This is a genomic window from Meridianimarinicoccus roseus (genome assembly GCF_003172915.1).
In the GTDB taxonomy this organism is placed as follows: domain Bacteria; phylum Pseudomonadota; class Alphaproteobacteria; order Rhodobacterales; family Rhodobacteraceae; genus Meridianimarinicoccus; species Meridianimarinicoccus roseus.
Genome location: NZ_QGKU01000038.1, coordinates 164,474 through 180,643, shown reverse-complemented (window position 1 = coordinate 180,643; position 16,170 = coordinate 164,474). Strand labels below are relative to the sequence as shown.

At 59.7% G+C, this 16,170-nt stretch carries 16 protein-coding genes; 6 read left to right on the top strand and 10 right to left on the bottom strand.

Annotation, left to right across the window (positions count from 1 at the left end; genetic code table 11):
- Window positions 1-11 precede the first annotated feature (11 nt).
- The 3 genes from DKT77_RS12655 to DKT77_RS12645 form a co-directional block, all read right to left on the bottom strand.
- The gene (locus DKT77_RS12655; RefSeq protein ID WP_109812049.1) at window positions 12-227 is read right to left on the bottom strand and encodes a helix-turn-helix domain-containing protein; all 216 of its coding nucleotides are present in this window, start codon (window positions 225-227) and stop codon (window positions 12-14) included.
- 179 nt (window positions 228-406) lie between these two features.
- A complete protein-coding gene (locus tag DKT77_RS20700; RefSeq protein WP_146204998.1) occupies window positions 407-1,210 on the bottom strand; it encodes a hypothetical protein in 804 nt (267 codons plus the stop codon).
- 464 nt (window positions 1,211-1,674) lie between these two features.
- Window positions 1,675-2,187, bottom strand: a complete 513-nt coding sequence (locus DKT77_RS12645; protein WP_146204997.1) for a hypothetical protein — start codon at window positions 2,185-2,187, stop codon at window positions 1,675-1,677.
- Between the two features lie 482 nt (window positions 2,188-2,669).
- Here DKT77_RS12645 and DKT77_RS12635 point away from each other — a divergent pair, with 482 nt between their 5' ends.
- Genes DKT77_RS12635 through DKT77_RS12625 form a run of 3 tightly spaced genes read left to right on the top strand, consistent with a single transcriptional unit; the run spans window position 2,670 to window position 4,812 of the window.
- Window positions 2,670-3,125 (top strand): DUF2924 domain-containing protein, encoded by a 456-nt coding sequence (locus DKT77_RS12635; protein ID WP_109812045.1) that lies wholly within the window; start codon window positions 2,670-2,672, stop codon window positions 3,123-3,125.
- On the top strand, window positions 3,122-4,432 hold the full coding sequence (locus DKT77_RS12630; protein WP_109812044.1) for a recombinase family protein: 1,311 nt from the start codon (window positions 3,122-3,124) through the stop codon (window positions 4,430-4,432). Before DKT77_RS12635 ends, DKT77_RS12630 begins: the two co-directional genes overlap by 4 nt.
- Window positions 4,429-4,812, top strand: a complete 384-nt coding sequence (locus tag DKT77_RS12625) for a hypothetical protein (RefSeq protein WP_109812043.1) — start codon at window positions 4,429-4,431, stop codon at window positions 4,810-4,812. The genes DKT77_RS12630 and DKT77_RS12625 overlap by 4 nt, the downstream gene beginning before the upstream one ends.
- Window positions 4,813-4,948: 136 nt before the next feature.
- Here the strand turns inward: DKT77_RS12625 and DKT77_RS12620 are convergent, their stop codons facing one another.
- Window positions 4,949-5,974 (bottom strand): 5-methylcytosine restriction system specificity protein McrC, encoded by a 1,026-nt coding sequence (locus DKT77_RS12620; protein ID WP_146204996.1) that lies wholly within the window; start codon window positions 5,972-5,974, stop codon window positions 4,949-4,951.
- Between the two features lie 92 nt (window positions 5,975-6,066).
- On the opposite strand from DKT77_RS12620, the gene tnpA reads away from it, so the two are divergent.
- From tnpA to tnpC, 3 genes are read left to right on the top strand one after another with little or no spacing between them, the layout of a single operon-like run.
- Window positions 6,067-6,471 (top strand): IS66-like element accessory protein TnpA, encoded by a 405-nt coding sequence (gene tnpA, locus DKT77_RS12615; RefSeq protein WP_109812041.1) that lies wholly within the window; start codon window positions 6,067-6,069, stop codon window positions 6,469-6,471.
- On the top strand, window positions 6,468-6,821 hold the full coding sequence (gene tnpB, locus DKT77_RS12610) for an IS66 family insertion sequence element accessory protein TnpB (RefSeq protein ID WP_109812040.1): 354 nt from the start codon (window positions 6,468-6,470) through the stop codon (window positions 6,819-6,821). Before tnpA ends, tnpB begins: the two co-directional genes overlap by 4 nt.
- Window positions 6,822-6,877: 56 nt before the next feature.
- Window positions 6,878-8,446, top strand: a complete 1,569-nt coding sequence (tnpC, locus tag DKT77_RS12605) for an IS66 family transposase (RefSeq protein WP_420798314.1) — start codon at window positions 6,878-6,880, stop codon at window positions 8,444-8,446.
- Between the two features lie 299 nt (window positions 8,447-8,745).
- Here the strand turns inward: tnpC and DKT77_RS12600 are convergent, their stop codons facing one another.
- The 6 genes from DKT77_RS12600 to DKT77_RS12575 form a co-directional block, all read right to left on the bottom strand.
- Window positions 8,746-9,864, bottom strand: coding sequence for an AAA family ATPase (locus DKT77_RS12600; protein WP_109812039.1), 1,119 nt, complete (start codon window positions 9,862-9,864; stop codon window positions 8,746-8,748).
- Window positions 9,865-10,386: 522 nt separating this feature from the next.
- Window positions 10,387-12,612: an Eco57I restriction-modification methylase domain-containing protein gene (locus DKT77_RS12595; protein ID WP_109812038.1), complete on the bottom strand. Its 2,226-nt coding sequence runs from the start codon at window positions 12,610-12,612 to the stop codon at window positions 10,387-10,389.
- Window positions 12,612-13,655 carry a DNA adenine methylase gene (locus DKT77_RS12590; RefSeq protein WP_109812037.1) on the bottom strand — a complete coding sequence of 348 codons (1,044 nt, stop codon included), beginning with the start codon at window positions 13,653-13,655 and terminating at the stop codon, window positions 12,612-12,614. The genes DKT77_RS12595 and DKT77_RS12590 overlap by 1 nt, the downstream gene beginning before the upstream one ends.
- A gap of 759 nt (window positions 13,656-14,414) precedes the next feature.
- Window positions 14,415-15,335 (bottom strand): cation diffusion facilitator family transporter, encoded by a 921-nt coding sequence (locus DKT77_RS12585; protein ID WP_109812036.1) that lies wholly within the window; start codon window positions 15,333-15,335, stop codon window positions 14,415-14,417.
- A gap of 65 nt (window positions 15,336-15,400) precedes the next feature.
- The gene (gene cueR, locus DKT77_RS12580) at window positions 15,401-15,865 is read right to left on the bottom strand and encodes a Cu(I)-responsive transcriptional regulator (RefSeq protein WP_109812035.1); all 465 of its coding nucleotides are present in this window, start codon (window positions 15,863-15,865) and stop codon (window positions 15,401-15,403) included.
- Window positions 15,862-16,140: a glutaredoxin family protein gene (locus DKT77_RS12575; RefSeq protein WP_109812034.1), complete on the bottom strand. Its 279-nt coding sequence runs from the start codon at window positions 16,138-16,140 to the stop codon at window positions 15,862-15,864. The genes cueR and DKT77_RS12575 overlap by 4 nt, the downstream gene beginning before the upstream one ends.
- Window positions 16,141-16,170 lie beyond the last annotated feature (30 nt).

Here is a 16,170-nt window from a genome sequence, read left to right as displayed (position 1 = left end):
CCGCCCCTTACTCAGGGGTCGCGCCGCTGGGCGCGCTCGAACGTCAGAACGTCCGCAAGCCGGTAGCGGATCGAGCCGCCGATGGTCAGCCACGCAGGCCCGTACCCCTCCGCACGCCAGCGCTCCAGCGTCCGCGGGCTCACCCGCCAACGCGCCGCCAGCTCGCGCTGCGTGAGAACGCAATCACCTCGCCGCGAACAGTTTCCGGCCGGAGCTTCTCCGGTCATGAACCGGCCCTGCTGTATTGAGACCGCTTGGCTGTCGGCCGCACACTAGTGTGTCGGTGTAAACGCCGAAACGTCAGCCAAGGCATCATGCCATTGGCGCTGTGCGCAACGAACATCATTCGCTTGACCGATTATCGTGATCAGCGACCCGCCGAAAAACTGCAACAAGCGTCGAGCCGTCACTTGTTTCGGCCCCGGGTTCGATCCGGTACTCGCCGCCGATCTGCAATATGTCGGGAAGTTCCCACGCCAGGTAATACCCCGGCAGACGTTCGTGTTGATCCTTGCGTGCCATCGATAGCAGTATCTCCTTTGGCACCGGCCTGTCCGGTGCCGTCTTGAGATAAATGCCAATCGGGCGCTCGCATTGGGACACGAGGCACAAGATAATCCGGGCGCTGCTCCCGAATGCGTTTGACAGTCCGCTGATAGCGTTTGCGCGTCACGTCGTACGACTCAGCTCTACGTCTTGCCGCGTCACGCTGTGAGACATTGTTGACAATCACGTCAAACGCCAGCGCACCGTCGGAGCCGAAGTCCCGCAAAAGGAGATCCCTTAGCTCGCCAGCATCTGTCATTTCCGAGGAACCCGGCTTGACGGCGGAGGGTCCATCAAAACTATCGGCGTGCCCCTCGATTTTCGGATCAAGGCTCGCAACAGAATGTTTTTGAGCTAACAGCGCCACCGTCGCATCGCGTTTCGCATTGCGTGTCAACGTAGCTGCGACGACGTGGACTTTCTGCAGATCCGCTTCCATCGCAGTCTTGCAAAAAGCCCCCAACAACTCGGCTGCCACGCCATCGGGGTCACCTGGGAAGCCTCTGCACAATTTTCGGTAGCCATTCTCAAGTGCAGGCCAAAGCGCGAGCGTCAGCAAGACACCCGCCGTCTCCGGGTAGCTTTTCCGGCAAGCCATGACGGATCGAAGGATACGGTTCTTTGCCGCGGGTGTTCCGTTTGGCCCACGCAGGTAATCAAACATGCACATGGGGTCGGGGAAGGGCTCCAACACGCCATTCAACCTGCGCATTTCCCAGTACCACTGTTGGAACCCCGATGATCTGACTTGATGAATAAGTTGCTTTCGAAGTGCGTTCCATGATCCGGACAAGCGCAGAGACCTTGTTTCTATTCGCCCGGGCGTCGCGCGCCTCCAAATGGGCCTAGCTGGCGTCAGACGCCTTGAAAATGTGGTCGGAGAGGTATCGTCTCCGGCACATTAAAAGGATTGGCAGCGCGCAACCGTGTTGCGCTGGCCGCATCTGCAACAGGTCGCGGAAACAGGATACGCAGCGTAGTACGTGTGGCTCCGAGGCGGACGCAGGTGCACCTTCTTTCTGTACAGTTCGCCGATGGGCTTGCCGCATTGAGAGCAGTTCCACTCGGTCCCTTGCTTGCTTCCATCAGGCGTCACCGCACTGCTCGTCAGATTTTTCTGGCAATCATTCACGAGTTGACACCTGTGGTGTCGACTGAAACAGGAAACAGCCCGCTAGCTTGACCTTGGTCTGCGGTCTCGGTGCCTCCCGATGGATCACCTCTCTCACCCTCATGGCCCGCAGGCAGATACGGTCGGTGTGCTGCCCAGTAGCCGTGCCCCCTGACATTCGTGATCCCCTGCATGCGACTGAGCCGCGAAGCGACGGTATTTAGCGGGTCCTTGCCCCCAACCACCAAACCGGCTTTCGTGAGCTCCTCGAAAACCTCTGTTCTCTTGAGCGGTTTTTGCGCTGTATCGAAAAGCGCGATAACGGCATCTTCGAACTCCGAGATTGTGGCTTGCTGCTCTGTCGCAGTTACATTGAAGCGCTCGCCGCTCGCTGGCACCTTGTCGGCCCCGACCAGGTCAGCAACCGAGCTAACCCAACGCTGGTAATCTGCGATAGCTGTATCGATCTTTTGCAGTCTCGCTTGCAAAGCCTCGCGCTCGGCCATGAGATCATCAATGATTTCCTTCACGCTACCCGCCCTCCATTTGCAAAAAAAGTGTGAGGTGCCGCTCGTTTGAGGAGAATCTCCAGCGACACACTCACAAGATACGCTTGCAGAACTGGCGGTGCAAGCGAGGATCGCCGATTTTGTCACACATGCAAATGCTCGGCAAAGGCCACATCACTCCGTTGTGCATCGTGGATTTGGGCGCCTCGGAGTGCAAAGGGGAAAAGTTGCAGCGGGACGTCCCAACCGAACGACGTCATCGGCATTTTACAGCCAGATGCAGCAATATTGTGGTCTCTGATGAAACGCCCGAACGCCCTGCACCCGGATCGAATGACGCCCGCAGAACGGCGGGCCGAGATGTGCGGCCTGCTGGCGCTCGGCCTCGTGCGGCTCAGGCTGCGGGATGATGCAAGCGAAGTATCTGACGAAACTGGAGAAAGTTCCCTACACTCTCCGCCCGGCCAATGCCGTCATACAACTCCGACACACAGGAGAACCGCATGACGACCCACGATCCGATCCCCGCGCGCCTAGCCGCGCTCAAGACGACATCGACGCCAGACCTGAAGCAGCAATGGCGCGATCTGTTCGACAACGAACCGCCGCCGTTCAACCGCCGTTATCTTGAAAGCCGCCTCGCATACCGAATTCAAGAACTCGCCTATGGCGGGCTGAAGCCCGAGACCGTCCGGCGCCTCGAACGGCTGGGCGAGGAACTGGATGGCGGCGACAAGAGGAAGCGCGGCCTCCGCGCCGATCGCGACCGCCCGATCACCGGCACGCGCCTCCTGCGCGAATGGCAGGGCGTCGAGTACGCCGTCACCGTCACCGCAGACGGTTTCGAGTGGCAGGGAAGGCCCTACAAGTCGCTGTCCGCCATCGCCCGCGCCATCACCGGCACCCGGTGGAATGGGTGGGTATTCTTCGGGCTGAAGAACCGGAGGGCGCGGACATGACCAAGCCCATCGTGCGCAAGCAGCGCTGCGCCATCTACACCCGGAAGTCCTCCGAGGAAGGGCTGGAGCAGGAGTTCAATAGCCTCCACGCCCAGCGGGAGGCTTGCGAGGCGTTCATCGCCAGCCAGCGCTCCGAGGGCTGGGTACTGGTCCGCGACCAATACGACGACGGTGGCATCTCCGGTGGCACGCTGGAACGGCCCGGCCTGCAGCGGCTGCTGGAGGACATCGAGGACGGGCTGGTCGACGTGGTGGTGGTCTACAAGATCGACCGGTTGAGCCGTTCGCTCGCCGATTTCGCCAAGCTGGTCGAGGTGTTCGACCGCAACGGTGTGACGTTCGTCTCAGTCACGCAGTCGTTCAATACCACCACCTCCATGGGGCGGCTAACGCTGAACATCCTGCTCTCGTTTGCCCAGTTCGAGCGCGAGGTGACGGCGGAGAGGATTCGCGACAAGGTCGCCGCCAGCCGCAGAAAGGGCATTTGGATGGGCGGTGTGCCGCCCTACGGCTACCGCGTCGAGAACCGCAAGCTGGTGGTGGATGAAGAATCCGCCGCGCATGTCCGCTGGATCTTCGCCCGCTTCCTCGAAATCGGCTCGGGCACGGAACTGGCGCGCGAGGTCGCGAAGCGCGGCATCCGCACGCCCCGCGGCAACCGGATCGACAAGAAGTACCTCTACCGCGTGCTGAACAATCGCGCCTACATCGGCGAGGCGGTCCACAAGGGCGAGAGCTATCCCGGCGAGCACGACGCGATCATCGACCGCGAAACGTGGGATCGCGTGCACGCCATCCTGCAGGAGAGCCCGCGAAAGCGCGCCGCGCGCACCCGGGCCGAGACGCCCGCACTGCTGAAGGGATTGCTGTTCGGGCCCGACGGCGCGGCGTTCTCGCCGACCCACACCCGCAAGGGCGGGCGGCTGTACCGCTACTATGTCAGCCAGACCGTGCTGAAGCATGGCGCCGGATCTTGCTCGGTCGGCCGCGTGCCCGCGGGCGAGATCGAGGGCGCCGTCATAGACCAACTCCGCGCCGTGTTCCGCCAGCCGGAGATTGTTGCGGGGACCTGGAAGGCGGCACGCGCCAATTCCGACGACATCTCCGAGGCCGACGCGCGGGCGTCCCTGCAAGAGCTCGACCGGCTGTGGGACGAACTCTTCCCCGCAGAGCAGGCCCGCATCGTGGCGCTGCTGGTCGAGCGCGTCGACGTCGGCACAGGCGGATTGAACGTCCGGCTCAGGGTGGACGGGCTCGACGGCCTCGCGCGCGAGATGCTGTCTGGCAGCTTCGGAGCAGCGGCATGACCCGCGGGACCCCGGCCCCCGACACGGTGACGCTCCACGTTCCGTTCCGTATCGTGAAGCGCGGCGGGCGGAAGGAGATGCGGCTCCCGGAAGGCGTCGCGCAGCCGCGGCGGACGGACAACACACTGGTCAAGGCGCTGGCCCGCGCGTTCCGCTGGAAGCGGATGCTGGAGGCAGGTGAGTCCGCTACCATCGCCGAACTGGCCGAGCGTGAAGGGATCGCGCCATCGTACATGACCCGGGTCTTGCGCCTCACCCTTCTCGCCCCCGGCATCGTCAACGCGATCCTGGACGGGGAGCAGGGCACGGAGGTGACGCTGGCAAGGGTACTTGAGCCGTTTCCTGTGCAGTGGGAAACGCAGTTTTTACACTTTAATTGACGTGCAGGGCAGACACCGCCCAACTACAGGTTACTCAGCGCAACTGCCTGAAGCGAGCCAACCACAATCATTCGTACTTCCTGTTCCGACGACGGCCGGAGCAATTGAAACGGAGACTGTATGCGAATCGACTCGCTTAAAGAGCACCGGCAAAAGCTTCCGAAAATCGTTTAAGGCCGCCACGCCGAGAAATACCACAGACACCCAGTTCGACGGCACGAAGGGTGACCCCATCTGCCACTACTCTTGCGAATTCCTTTGCGTGACCAACTTCATCCAGCGCGGATGGCACACCATCAACCGGCCTTGGATAGACCAGAACGGCATCAGAAATTCCAGTCGCCCGAGAAAAGGCAAGGGCTTCATATATGTCCGCATTGGAAATTCCAGTGGTTCCCCGCTCAACATGACCCTTGTATTTCGCATCGACAATGATCTTGCGTAGGTCTCCTTCCGTGCCTACGGAGACGATTGCATCGGGATAAACATGAAGATCCTTAACTGCACGACCAACGCGGCGAGTCCCTAGCTTGTGCTGAGCCTGGAGCACGACGCTCTTTGGTGAAAAAACACTCCGCAGGGAAAGAGAGATAAGCTGTTCCCAGACCTGCCAAGTCTGCATGATGTAGCCCGGGGCGAGTGCATTTTTCGGGTCATAGGCCCCTCCCAGACCACGGAGAATATCGAGCGAAAGGTCAAATGTGGGTTGCCAGGATCGGGATCTACTCGGCAATCGCCGATCATGTAAACGTGGAGGTCTTGGCTGGTAAGGCAGATGCTGGGCAAGGCGCTCCAGTCGAACGCGCGTTTCGACGTCCGGCACGATGGGCGCAAGTTGCAATGCTGCGGAACGGATGACGGCGTTGTAGGGGTTGAGGCGCGTGAAAGATGTAACTTCTTGCGGAAACCCCTCCTCTGCGGGATGGGATAGGTCCTCCGGATCGAAATCGCCTTCAATTGCAAATTCTCGCATTTTCAGGCGGCGATAGGTTCTTAGCGGCCTGCGCTGGTTTCTCCAATACATTTCGATCAAAGACCGGCCAATCAGAGTTGCCAGATCAGAGCTCGTATGCGCTGAAGACTTCAGATTTTCGCTATCAAGTAGCCGGCCGTGATGAGACAGGGTGGCCAGCAGGAAAAAATCTTCGCGCCACCCAGGCACGTTACCCGTAAGCGGCGTCTGGCAGGCACCTTCTGCTGAGGGCCGCGATCTGGGACTCACGTCCTGTTGGATAGCAGGAGGTGAGTTTCTCAATGGAGACTACGAACGAGTTTCTCACGCGTCTGGGCGTCGAGGTCTCGCAGACCGGGAGCCGTCGATGGCCGGATCGTGTGAAGGCGCGCGTCGTGGCGGAAACGCTGGTGCCTGGAACGACGGTGAATGACGTGGCGCGCAAGTATGACCTGCGCCCGAACCAGCTTTCGGCATGGCGGCGGATGGCCAAGGACGGGGATCTCGTTCTGCCGGCGCCGAAGGGTGAGGCGGAGTTCGCGCCGCTGGTGGTGTTCGATGCCGAGAACCGGCCGACGGCGGAAGATGCGGAGCCGGCGCCCTCGGCGATCGAGATCATGGCCGGGTCGGTGGCTGTCCGGCTGGACGGTGCCACGCCTGCGGGCCGGATTGCCGAGATCGTGCGCGCGCTCGGCGGCGGCACATGATCTTTCCATCGAACCGGGTGCGCATTCTGGTGGCGACGCAGCCCGTGGATTTTCGCAAGGGTCACGACGGGCTGACCGCCATGGTACAGACCGTGCTGCGCAAGGATCCGTTCACCGGGACGGTGTTCGTGTTTCGTGCCAAGCGCATGGATCGCCTGAAGCTGCTTTACTGGGACGGGTCAGGTCTCGTGATGGCCTACAAGCGCCTCGAGGACACGACCTTCACCTGGCCCGCGATCACGGACGGGATGATGGCGCTGAACCACGCGCAGTTCGAGGCGCTGTTTTCCGGGCTGGACTGGCGCAAGGTCAAGGCTCTGGAAGCGCGGCCGCCGGCTGCGGCGGAGTGACTCAAGGCGGTGGAATGCAGCGGTCATGGGTTTGATCCGGGGGTATGATTTCGGCCATGACCGCCGCGGCCGAAGACCTCGATCTGTCCGTCCTGCCACCGGATTATCGCGCGGCCTTCGAGGCCTTGCAGGCGACGGCCGCGCGAGCCGCGGAGCTGGAGGAGATCGTCAAGCGCCTCGAGCATCTGGTGGCCGAGCTGAACCAGGTGGTCCACGGCAAGAAGTCCGAGAAGCTCAGTGAAGACGATCGTCAGCTGGCCTTCGAGGATCTCGAGACCGCCGTCGCCGAGGCCCGCGAGCAAAAGCAGACTGAGGCTCCCGGCGATGACACGCCCAAGCGCAAAAGGATCGCCAGGCGCAATCGTGGCAACCTGCCAGAGGGGCTGCCGCGCATCGAGCGTGTGATCGAGCCTGACAGCCTGGACTGCCCATGCGGTTGCGGGCAGATGCACAAGATCGGCGAGGACCGCAGCGAGCGGCTCGATATCGTGCCGGCCCAGTGCCGCGTGATCGTGACGGTCCGCCCCAAATACGCCTGCCGCACCTGCACGGATGGGGTCACCCAGGCGCCGACGCCGCCCTGGCTGATCGAGGGTGGGCTGCCCACCGAAGGCGCCATCGCGCATGTGCTGGTCAGCAAGTATGCAGACCACCTTCCGGTATATCGCCAAAGCCAGATCCTGGCCCGCTCCGGCATCGACATCCACCGTTCCACGCTAGCCGACTGGGTCGGTGTGGCGGCCTTCCACTTGGGGCCGGTGGTCGATCGGCTGGCCGAGCACCTCAAGACGTCCACCAAGCTCTTCATGGACGAGACTACGGCCCCGGTCCTCGATCCCGGCCGCGGCCAAACAAAAACTGGCTACCTTTGGGCCTTGGCGCGGGACGACAGGGCATGGGGCGGCGATGACCCACCCGGGGTCGTCTATTTCTACGCTCCCGATCGCCGCGGCGAAAACGCCGAGAAGTTCCTCAAGGGGTTCAACGGCATCCTGCAACTCGACGGCTACCAGGGCTACAACCGGCTGACGCGCCCGGACCGCAAGGGCGGCGATCCGATCCTCGTCGCGCATTGCTGGGCGCATGCCCGGCGCAAGCTGAAGGAAGTGTTCGACCGCGATGGCTCCGAGATCGCGGCAGAGGGCCTGCTGCGCATCGCCGAGTTCTACGCCGTGGAGGCCGACATTCGGGGCATCGCGCCGGGCCAGCGCCTGTCAGCACGAAAGGCGCGCACTGCGCCCCTCGTCGCGGCCTTCGGCGACTGGCTGCAAGCGCAACGTAAGCGCGTCTCGGCAAAGTCGCGCCTCGGCGAAAAGCTCGCTTACATCCATCGCCACTGGGACGGGCTGCAGACCTTCCTTCATGATGGCCGCGTCGAGATCGACTCCAACCCGGTCGAAAATCTCGTGCGCCCGATTGCCCTGAACAGGAAAAACGCATTGTTCGCCGGGCATGACGAAGGCGGCAAGGCATGGGGCCGCATCGCGTCGCTGATCGAGACCGCGAAGATCAACGGCGTCGAGCCTTTCGCCTATCTCAAGGCAACCCTCGAGGCGATCGCGAACGCCCACCCCCAGAACCGGATCGACGAGCTGCTCCCCTGGAACGTCAAGCCGTCAAGCTGAATTCCCGTGGGCCTCAGCCGCCGCTTACCGTTACCCAGAAATTTCGGTGCGATTTCAAGCTCAAGTCCTGATGCGAGGACCAGGAGACCGGCAACGTTCTGAAACTGGACCTTTTCGCCGTTCAGCGCGAGAGGTACGCTCTCGAGGCCGAGTATGGCCCGGACACGATCTCCTGCTCTGAGCAAAAGGTCTTGTGCTCTTGTGGGAGACAGATCGGTGCTGCGCGCAATCTCTTCGTGCAGGGACGCTGGCTTGCCGTATTCAATAGCCGTGAACCGCTGCCATGGACGCATCCTTGCCTAGTCCGCTTGCTTGGCAAGCGCCAGAAAGAGATCGTAGATTTGCGAAGCGTCGATGGTCACGGGCCCTTTGATCATGGCGCGGGGAGCCTCACCGAAAGAGGTTTCTTCAAGGCTGTAGGGATTTTCGGCAATACCGCGATCCGCATTCAGGATAATGGCGGTGCCGCGAACGTCACCAAAAAACGCTTCGTCAATGTGGTTCTTGATCGTGCGCCACGCTGTAGCGAAGTGATCGAGCGCTTCAGGCACGTCCTTTGGCTTTGTCTCACCTGCCATGAGCACACCGTGTCCAATCCTGAATTCTGGCCCCCGCCCAAGCGCGATACGCGCATTAATGGCTTCGAAGGCCTGGATAGCCGCCTCGCTGACGTCATCTGCCGTGCTTGGAGAAGCCGGAAGCGCGGTAGCAGGCGTGGTCGCAAGGCCAAAGTAATCACGCAAGATAGAAGTATCGGGTTCCAGATTGTAGGGCGCCCAACGACGAAGAAAGGCCACGTCGAGAGGCTCAACTGAGACGTCTGCCTGATTCATGGCGGCCAGGATGTAGAGACGCGATGGGAACGCATACTCGATTAGCTCGCCATTGGCAGGATCGATAAGATCGAAGTACTGTGTCTCATCGGTTGGCTTCCCATCAGCGCCAAGGCGTTTGTCGGCTTCCATGGCGACAATGGCACCACCAAATACCTGGACGGTTGGACCCCGGTTGATTTCATCGATGATAAGAAGCGCAGCATGATCATCCTTCCGCGCGAATTCGCTCGCGCGATACAGAATACCCTCTGTAATCCTGAATGATCCTGGCAGCTTACCCGAGCGAACATCGGGCATCATCCCGGTGAGGAAATCACGATGCTTGCTTGACTGGTGAAGGACGCACCGGAAGACCTTGCGCTTTGAGGCTTTACCCATGTCACCAGGAAGGCTGGAAATTGGCGACGGTGGTATGGGTACGGGTGCTTTAGGATTATAGGCTGGCACACTTGCATGTCCGCGCTCTTCGAACAGCTTGGCAACTCTGCTTAACAACACTGACTTCCCTGTTCCAGGAGGTCCGGCCAACAACACATTGCGTCTCGCCTCCAAGAGCCTCAGGATATCCTTTGGATCGCCCATTATGGATACTGCTCTCCGATTTCGAGATCAAGAAATGCGGACTTGCGCCCACTGTCGAGCCAGTGCCTTGCAAATGATTCGACTCTGGGATCCCAACCATCCTCTCGTAGGCTTGTTTCCGTTGTGAAATACATCCTTATTGTCCCATCAGCTTGCTCGAATATCAGGATAACGGATCGTCCCCCCTTGGGATCGCTTCTTATGAGTCCGTCAATATTGAGACTCGCTACACGGCCTATTTTGCACTCGAAGGGACGAGATGGATATGGCGGCCAGACTGCCAACTCCGCACTCCTGTCGGAATTTCCGTCGCTCCAATTCACGATACCGGTGCAAACTGTCTTGTGCCGCTGAATGCTTCTGCCTTTGAACATACGTTGAAAAAACGGAAAGAATTTCTCTTGCGGATTGAAGCGAAGATCCCTTGCGCCACCGCCCGTCGTTGCATCATTCGATTCGGCTTTCGCTTTTCTCAGATCTCCCGCGTCAACCCGCTGCATAACTATACGAACAATCCTATTCTCACTTCCACTCACTTCTGACCTCCTGTCGATCAGTCGTGATGCACTGTGAGAACTCGGAGCTGACATATGCAACCGCTCCGCTCGCGCGTGCTTGCTCAACACGCTTAAAGGCCGAAACGTCGCTGTCATTTGCTCTCGCCCACATGGACAGGAGAAGATCAGCGGTGATGGTAGAAGCTTCATCCCTGGCAAGAGCCGGTTGTCCGCGATCAAGAAGCGGGAAATCCTGTAGCATCAGCTTCACGTCGTCTTTTGAGCAACCATAGGCCCTTGCCACGAGAAAATCCGCCTCAGCCCTAAGGCTCGCGATTCGCCATGCCTGATCGATCCCCGTGTTTCCGGCCGTATCTAGATCACGAAGCTTGCGGGCTAACGCAATCAGTCTACGCCCCGGGAGCGAGTCCTTATCGAGATCGGGCAAGCGCAAGGACAGCAATACAAAATAGTTCACAGTCGTTGTAACGACCCGTCTCATCAGCCAGTCAAAGGGTAGAGAATTAACGATGGCAAGCCAGAGGTATAGCCGATCTTCTGATGGATCATTCGGGAAGGTGATTGTCGGAACCTTGTTGCCGCAGATCACACCGGAAGGAACGATGGTCGCCATCATGGAGCGTTCGTTTGTCTGGCCGGTTATGTCGCAAAACCCGGCGCGCACCATGCCGGAACGCCGCCGAGCCTCCGAAGAAGCGGCTTTTGTGGGGAGCCAAAACTGCGGTGTGATGCGGCTCAGGCCTGGCGCAAGAGTTCGCCACTGCGCGCTGCGGCCCTCACCAGAGACGTAGGCTTTACACCCAAGACGGTGAGGCTGGACCATCCTTCCTTCAATGACTGGCAGGCAGCCTTCTTCGGCCTTCTTCACAAAGTGGCGGCGACCATGCGTCATATCTACTTCGCGGCAGAACACGGCACGCCACGGTGAGTCGTCCTTATCGGGTGCGACTCCTTTGGCCTGCATCTTCTTGAAGAGCTGCCATTCCTTGTCCGAACGGACTTCAGGCAGCGTCAGATCGGGTCGGAGCCGATAAAGGTCCTTGAGCGCAAGGGGAACCGGGTCTGAAACCATGACGCCTGCATTGTCCGCACACGCGTGAGCTATCTTAATCGTGCGAAGCGAATGCGAATCTTCGGCTTTTCGCGTGTAGTTGACATGGAGGAATTTGAAACGCGTATCTATGGCAAAGTGGCGCGCCCGGTTTTCCATGACGGTGAAGGTAAGTTCATCGGTGCCGCCTACGAGGGCTCGGCGCAGTGCTTCAGTACTCAGAGAGCGGATCAATCCTGCCGGAACTAGCAACGCTCCATGCCCGCCGGGCCTCGTAATCTTGTAGAGCAATTCCGTGAAAGCCACGTAGAGGTCTGGCTCACCTTTGGCCAAGAGGGGATATCGCTCGACAAGCGATTCTGCGAGGGCAGACCTCCGGTTCTTGGCAGCTTCGTAACCTGCGAGTGAGGCGAGCTGGTAGCTGGTACCGTAGTCGCGGGCCTGGCCATTGGCCTTGGCGTATTCATGCCGCGTAAGCTTTACCTTTTCCCACGGAGGATTGGCGACAACGACGTCGAAGCCATCTTTGGACAGCTCCTGCCAGCGCGTATCGGGTGCGAGAAGACTGTCATGAACACGCCAATGCGCATCCATGGCAATGATGGCCTCAAGGTTATCCGTTAGCGCCGCAAGGGCGATGCGCGTACCGCGCAAAGCCTGCGGTGACAGGTCGGCCGCAAATACCGAGTGACGGAGCCATTCGCTGGATAAAATTCGATCAGGTCCGCAGGCAACAATCGAAACCGCTGTCAGGAGCATTCCGGCACCGCAGGCCGGATCGATAACCTTGATACCCTCGCACAGATGCGGCTCCAAGCTGCGGGCAAGGTGGAGGGCGAGCCGAAAATCGGTATGGTAAGCACCGCTATGTCGCTGCGAAGCATCATCAAGAGCTTCGCGTGCAAGGGCGCTCAGGCACAGAGCCGGATGGATGCCGCTCGCATCAAGTAATTGCACTAGTGTCTTGGCAGCGTCGAGCAGATGCTCCGGAGGTAAAATGTCCTCGATTTTCCAATGCGTACGGAAAGCACAAAAATCGAATCCGCCGATTCTAGATGAAGCCGCTTCCAGTAGCTGAAATCTCATTTCGTGTGTGTCTGTATCGAAGCCTGCTAGACACTCGGAGATGTAGGCTTCAGCCTTTTTCAGACGCTGGATTTCGAGAGTGGTAGTAGGCATCACGCGGCCACTTCGCTTCTTTGAATGGTCTTCTCGATTGAGAACAAGATTTCTCCAACATCCGATGCGGCTTCGCTGGCTGCCCGGTTGGGGCGGTAGCGTCCGATATTCCGCAGACGATGAAGCTCGACCACACCTAAATTGGACAAGGCTTCACTGAGAACCGAAATCGGAACATGTCCCTCGGTGCTGTAGGACAGAAAGATGCGCCGAGCCGGGAGTGCGTCTATGAGGCTTTCGATAGCTGTCGCTGCGCGAGTCTTGTAGCAAAAATCCGAGGCCTTTTCTCGCCAAGGACGAATTCCACAAACGCCATCGACTTGAGGCTCGTCGCCCAAAGCGATTGTCTCAAGGATGTGGTAGTATGCAGCGTACTGGCGCTTTGTGTAAGGCGGATCGAGATAAACGGTGTCGTCAGGTGAACAGGATACGGTCGCAACGTCGACCGCAGACATCGATGCGCGTGGCGCGGATTCTCGCAATGGTGCGGGCTCGAGGACTAAGCCATCTAAGGATTGGCGCTGCCATTTGGAGAGAAAGCAGCCATAGGTTCCAGCTGTATTTGCGACACGATTGGCAGCCCGCATAAGGTCTGCGATCAGGACTCGCTCTTCACTTTCGTTTATGTCTTCTCGAGCGCGCCATTCGCGGATCTGATTACGGATCGCATCGATCTTCTGAGCATTGCATTCTGTAAAGTACATGCGAGACACAGAGGAATGTTGCGAAGACGCCGGACTGTATTCACGCCAGATGAAACCCCGCTGTGGCGTGAGATAATTTAGCGTCTCAATGGTCCTGGCGTAACCGCCAAGCCTAGAGAAGGCCACATCGGCCTGAGACACCAGTCTTGCGAATGACATGATTGCCGACGAACTAAGATGGTCGTTTACATGAACTTTCCAGCCAGCCTTGGAAGCGGCTTCTGCCACTGCGCCAGTTCCAGAGAATGCGTCAACAAATACCCCGCCATCAGGTGGCCCAATCAGTTCTATGATGCCGTCGACAATCCGAGCCTTCGAGCCGATGTAGCGGAATGACATTTATGGACGCTCTCCCTGCTCTTGTTTTTCATTGATCCCCTTGCTTGGGGAATGTTTTCTTTGTGGCTACTTACTCTTTCGCAATGCAAGCACATTACCATTTACTGCTGGCTAAGCCGATAGCTGATTTTTCTGCCCGGCCGCTACGTATCAACGTGAGGCTGAGCCGCTTTCAACATGGCACATCGGCGCTCCCCTCAGCAACATCTTGTGTAAGGCGCGGTCCCTTTGTCCGCAGATTGTAGCGGAGCCAACTCAACGGAGCTCTCGCGGGCCCGGTGTACAGGTGCCATCTTCGGCTGAGAAACCCTAGTTTCGTGCTGTTGCAGCCTCAGGTCGCAAGTATCGCCCACTTGGGAGCAGAGTTCGACTAGGGTTCCGTTTCACAAACGCCACCCACGTCGAAGCACAGTGCACGAGCGCTTGAAAAATGAAACAATTTCAGAAGCTTGCCAGCTATTCACCAAATCCACGCAGTCATGAGGTGCGGAGAATATTGGCGCTGAGAGACCGCCTCCGAGCAGCCTGGCACCGGCGCCGGTGCTCAGCCCCGCCCACATAACCCTCGAAAACAACGGAAAAATCCGGCCGCGGCCGGATCGGGAGAACGCTTTCGCGAGGGCCAGTGGCGGAGGGGATGGGCCTGGGATCCAACGTTCTCCGCCCTGTAAATTATTGATAAGTAGCCGTTATTTAGGAAAACCCCTCAGGGATTTCGGCGAAGAACCCTGATCACGCCGTCAACGCTCCGCTTCACGCTCAATGCGTTGTGTCGTGCGCGGGCGTGACGTCAATGTCCTCCGCTCCGGCCTCGTCAAGGCATTTGTCTTCCACCTGAAGCGTAACGAGGAGGAAGCCGAATTCTTCTCTCAATAGTGCATGCGCAGCGGACAATACGTCGGCGGAGTCGGTGCTGGTTGACTTTCGCAAATGTCCCGAAAAGACGTTCTTGCCGCTGGTCAGGGTCCAGGCGTGGACATGATGCACATCATTTACGCCTTCGAGACGTTCGAGCGCATCCGTGACCTCTCCGAGATCCACGTCTTCCGGCGTGCCCTCCATCAGCATGTGGATCGACTCCCTGAGGATGCCCCAGCTTGCCCAGACAAGCACAAAGCCGAAGGCCATGCCAAGGAGCGGGTCAATCAAAAGGAAACCAGTAAAGCGGATGACAAGCGCCGTGACGATGATGAGCAGACTGCCTACGAACGTCTGGACGATGTGCCAGACGGCCCCGCGCGTGTTCAGATCGCCGCGTCCCTCCTTCCAGATCAAGCCGAGCGAGATCAGCTCCGTGACCAAACCGCCCGCAGCGGCCCAGAGCATAGGCCCCGTCGGCAGGTCGATCGGCGCGGACAGGCGCATCGCGGCCATGCCGATGGCGAACAGCGCCATGGCGAGCAGAAACGCGCCGTTGATCGCGGCACCGACTACTTCCGCCCGGTACCAGCCAAAGCTGCGGTCGTTGTCGGCGGGACGTCGTGCTATCCGCGCCGCAATGATGGCGACGAGGACGCCGCCGACGGCGGAAAAGGTGTGAAACGCATCCGAGATCACGGCGATCGAGCCGGTCCAGAGGCCGATCGCGAGCTCCACGACGAAGTAGAGGCCGGTTAGCCAGGCCGAGACGGTCAGCGCGCGCCCACGGCTTGGCAGATGCCCTGAATGCCCATGGTCCATTGTCTGTCTCCCATGATGCGTTTGCCGGAAGCGACGCTGGCGAGGCCGGTGGTCCGGCCGAGCGGTCAGCGTTTGGCCACGGCGTGATTTGCATCGATTGCGCCGGTGCGGGGTTTGGGAGTTTGAGGATCGGGTTGCGGGTCGCTCGTCTCGAGATCCGCGATGATCGGGCAGTCCGGGCGGTGGTCGCCGTGGCAGGCGTCGATCAGCGACTCCAGCGTCTGCGACATGGCCTCGAGCTCTTCGATCTTGCGGCGCAAGTTGCTGAGATGACCTTGCGCAATCTGCCGGACATCAGCGCTGCGACGGGACTGGTCGGTCCATAGTCCCAGCAGTTCTCCGATCACCTCGACCGAGAATCCGAGATCACGGGCGCGCCGGATGAAGCCCAGCATGTGAACTTCCTTGTCGCCGTAGTCGCGATAGCCCGACTCCGTCCGCTGAGCGGGCGGGATGAGCCCGGTCTGCTCGTAGTAGCGGATCATCTTGGCCGAGACGCCGGATCGCTTTGCCGCTTCTCCGATATTCATGTCCGAACCTCCGCGCGCAGGGTCAGGGCCTCTTCGATGCGCGGCTTCTGATCGGCGAAGGTGCCGTAGGCGAACCAGTCCCCGATCACTGTGATCGGCGCGACGCGCACGCCGTATCTGGCCTTGGCTTCCCCCATGACGGTCGGGTCGCTCAGGTCGCGCTCCTGATACGCGATGCCCATGCGGTCCAGCCATGCCTTGAGCTGGCGGCAATCGGGACAGGTGGGCGTGGTGTAGAGGGTGACGTGGGTGGCAGTCTGCGTTTGCGGTTGCATCGGTTCTGTCCTTCATTCTGCCTTTGGGTG

Excerpts from the sequence above, each read along its gene's own strand:
- DKT77_RS12590 (WP_109812037.1), bottom strand. The coding sequence starts at position 13,655 with ATGTCATTCCGCTACATCGGCTCGAAGGCTCGGATTGTCGACGGCATC.
- DKT77_RS12655 (WP_109812049.1), bottom strand. The coding sequence starts at position 227 with ATGACCGGAGAAGCTCCGGCCGGAAACTGTTCGCGGCGAGGTGATTGC.
- DKT77_RS12595 (WP_109812038.1), bottom strand. The coding sequence starts at position 12,612 with ATGCCTACTACCACTCTCGAAATCCAGCGTCTGAAAAAGGCTGAAGCC.
- DKT77_RS12635 (WP_109812045.1), top strand. The coding sequence starts at position 2,670 with ATGACGACCCACGATCCGATCCCCGCGCGCCTAGCCGCGCTCAAGACG.
- DKT77_RS20700 (WP_146204998.1), bottom strand. The coding sequence starts at position 1,210 with ATGTTTGATTACCTGCGTGGGCCAAACGGAACACCCGCGGCAAAGAAC.
- DKT77_RS12625 (WP_109812043.1), top strand. The coding sequence starts at position 4,429 with ATGACCCGCGGGACCCCGGCCCCCGACACGGTGACGCTCCACGTTCCG.
- DKT77_RS12600 (WP_109812039.1), bottom strand. The coding sequence starts at position 9,864 with ATGGGCGATCCAAAGGATATCCTGAGGCTCTTGGAGGCGAGACGCAAT.
- tnpA (WP_109812041.1), top strand. The coding sequence starts at position 6,067 with ATGGAGACTACGAACGAGTTTCTCACGCGTCTGGGCGTCGAGGTCTCG.
- DKT77_RS12585 (WP_109812036.1), bottom strand. The coding sequence starts at position 15,335 with ATGGACCATGGGCATTCAGGGCATCTGCCAAGCCGTGGGCGCGCGCTG.
- DKT77_RS12630 (WP_109812044.1), top strand. The coding sequence starts at position 3,122 with ATGACCAAGCCCATCGTGCGCAAGCAGCGCTGCGCCATCTACACCCGG.
- tnpB (WP_109812040.1), top strand. The coding sequence starts at position 6,468 with ATGATCTTTCCATCGAACCGGGTGCGCATTCTGGTGGCGACGCAGCCC.
- cueR (WP_109812035.1), bottom strand. The coding sequence starts at position 15,865 with ATGAATATCGGAGAAGCGGCAAAGCGATCCGGCGTCTCGGCCAAGATG.
- DKT77_RS12575 (WP_109812034.1), bottom strand. The coding sequence starts at position 16,140 with ATGCAACCGCAAACGCAGACTGCCACCCACGTCACCCTCTACACCACG.
- tnpC (WP_420798314.1), top strand. The coding sequence starts at position 6,878 with ATGACCGCCGCGGCCGAAGACCTCGATCTGTCCGTCCTGCCACCGGAT.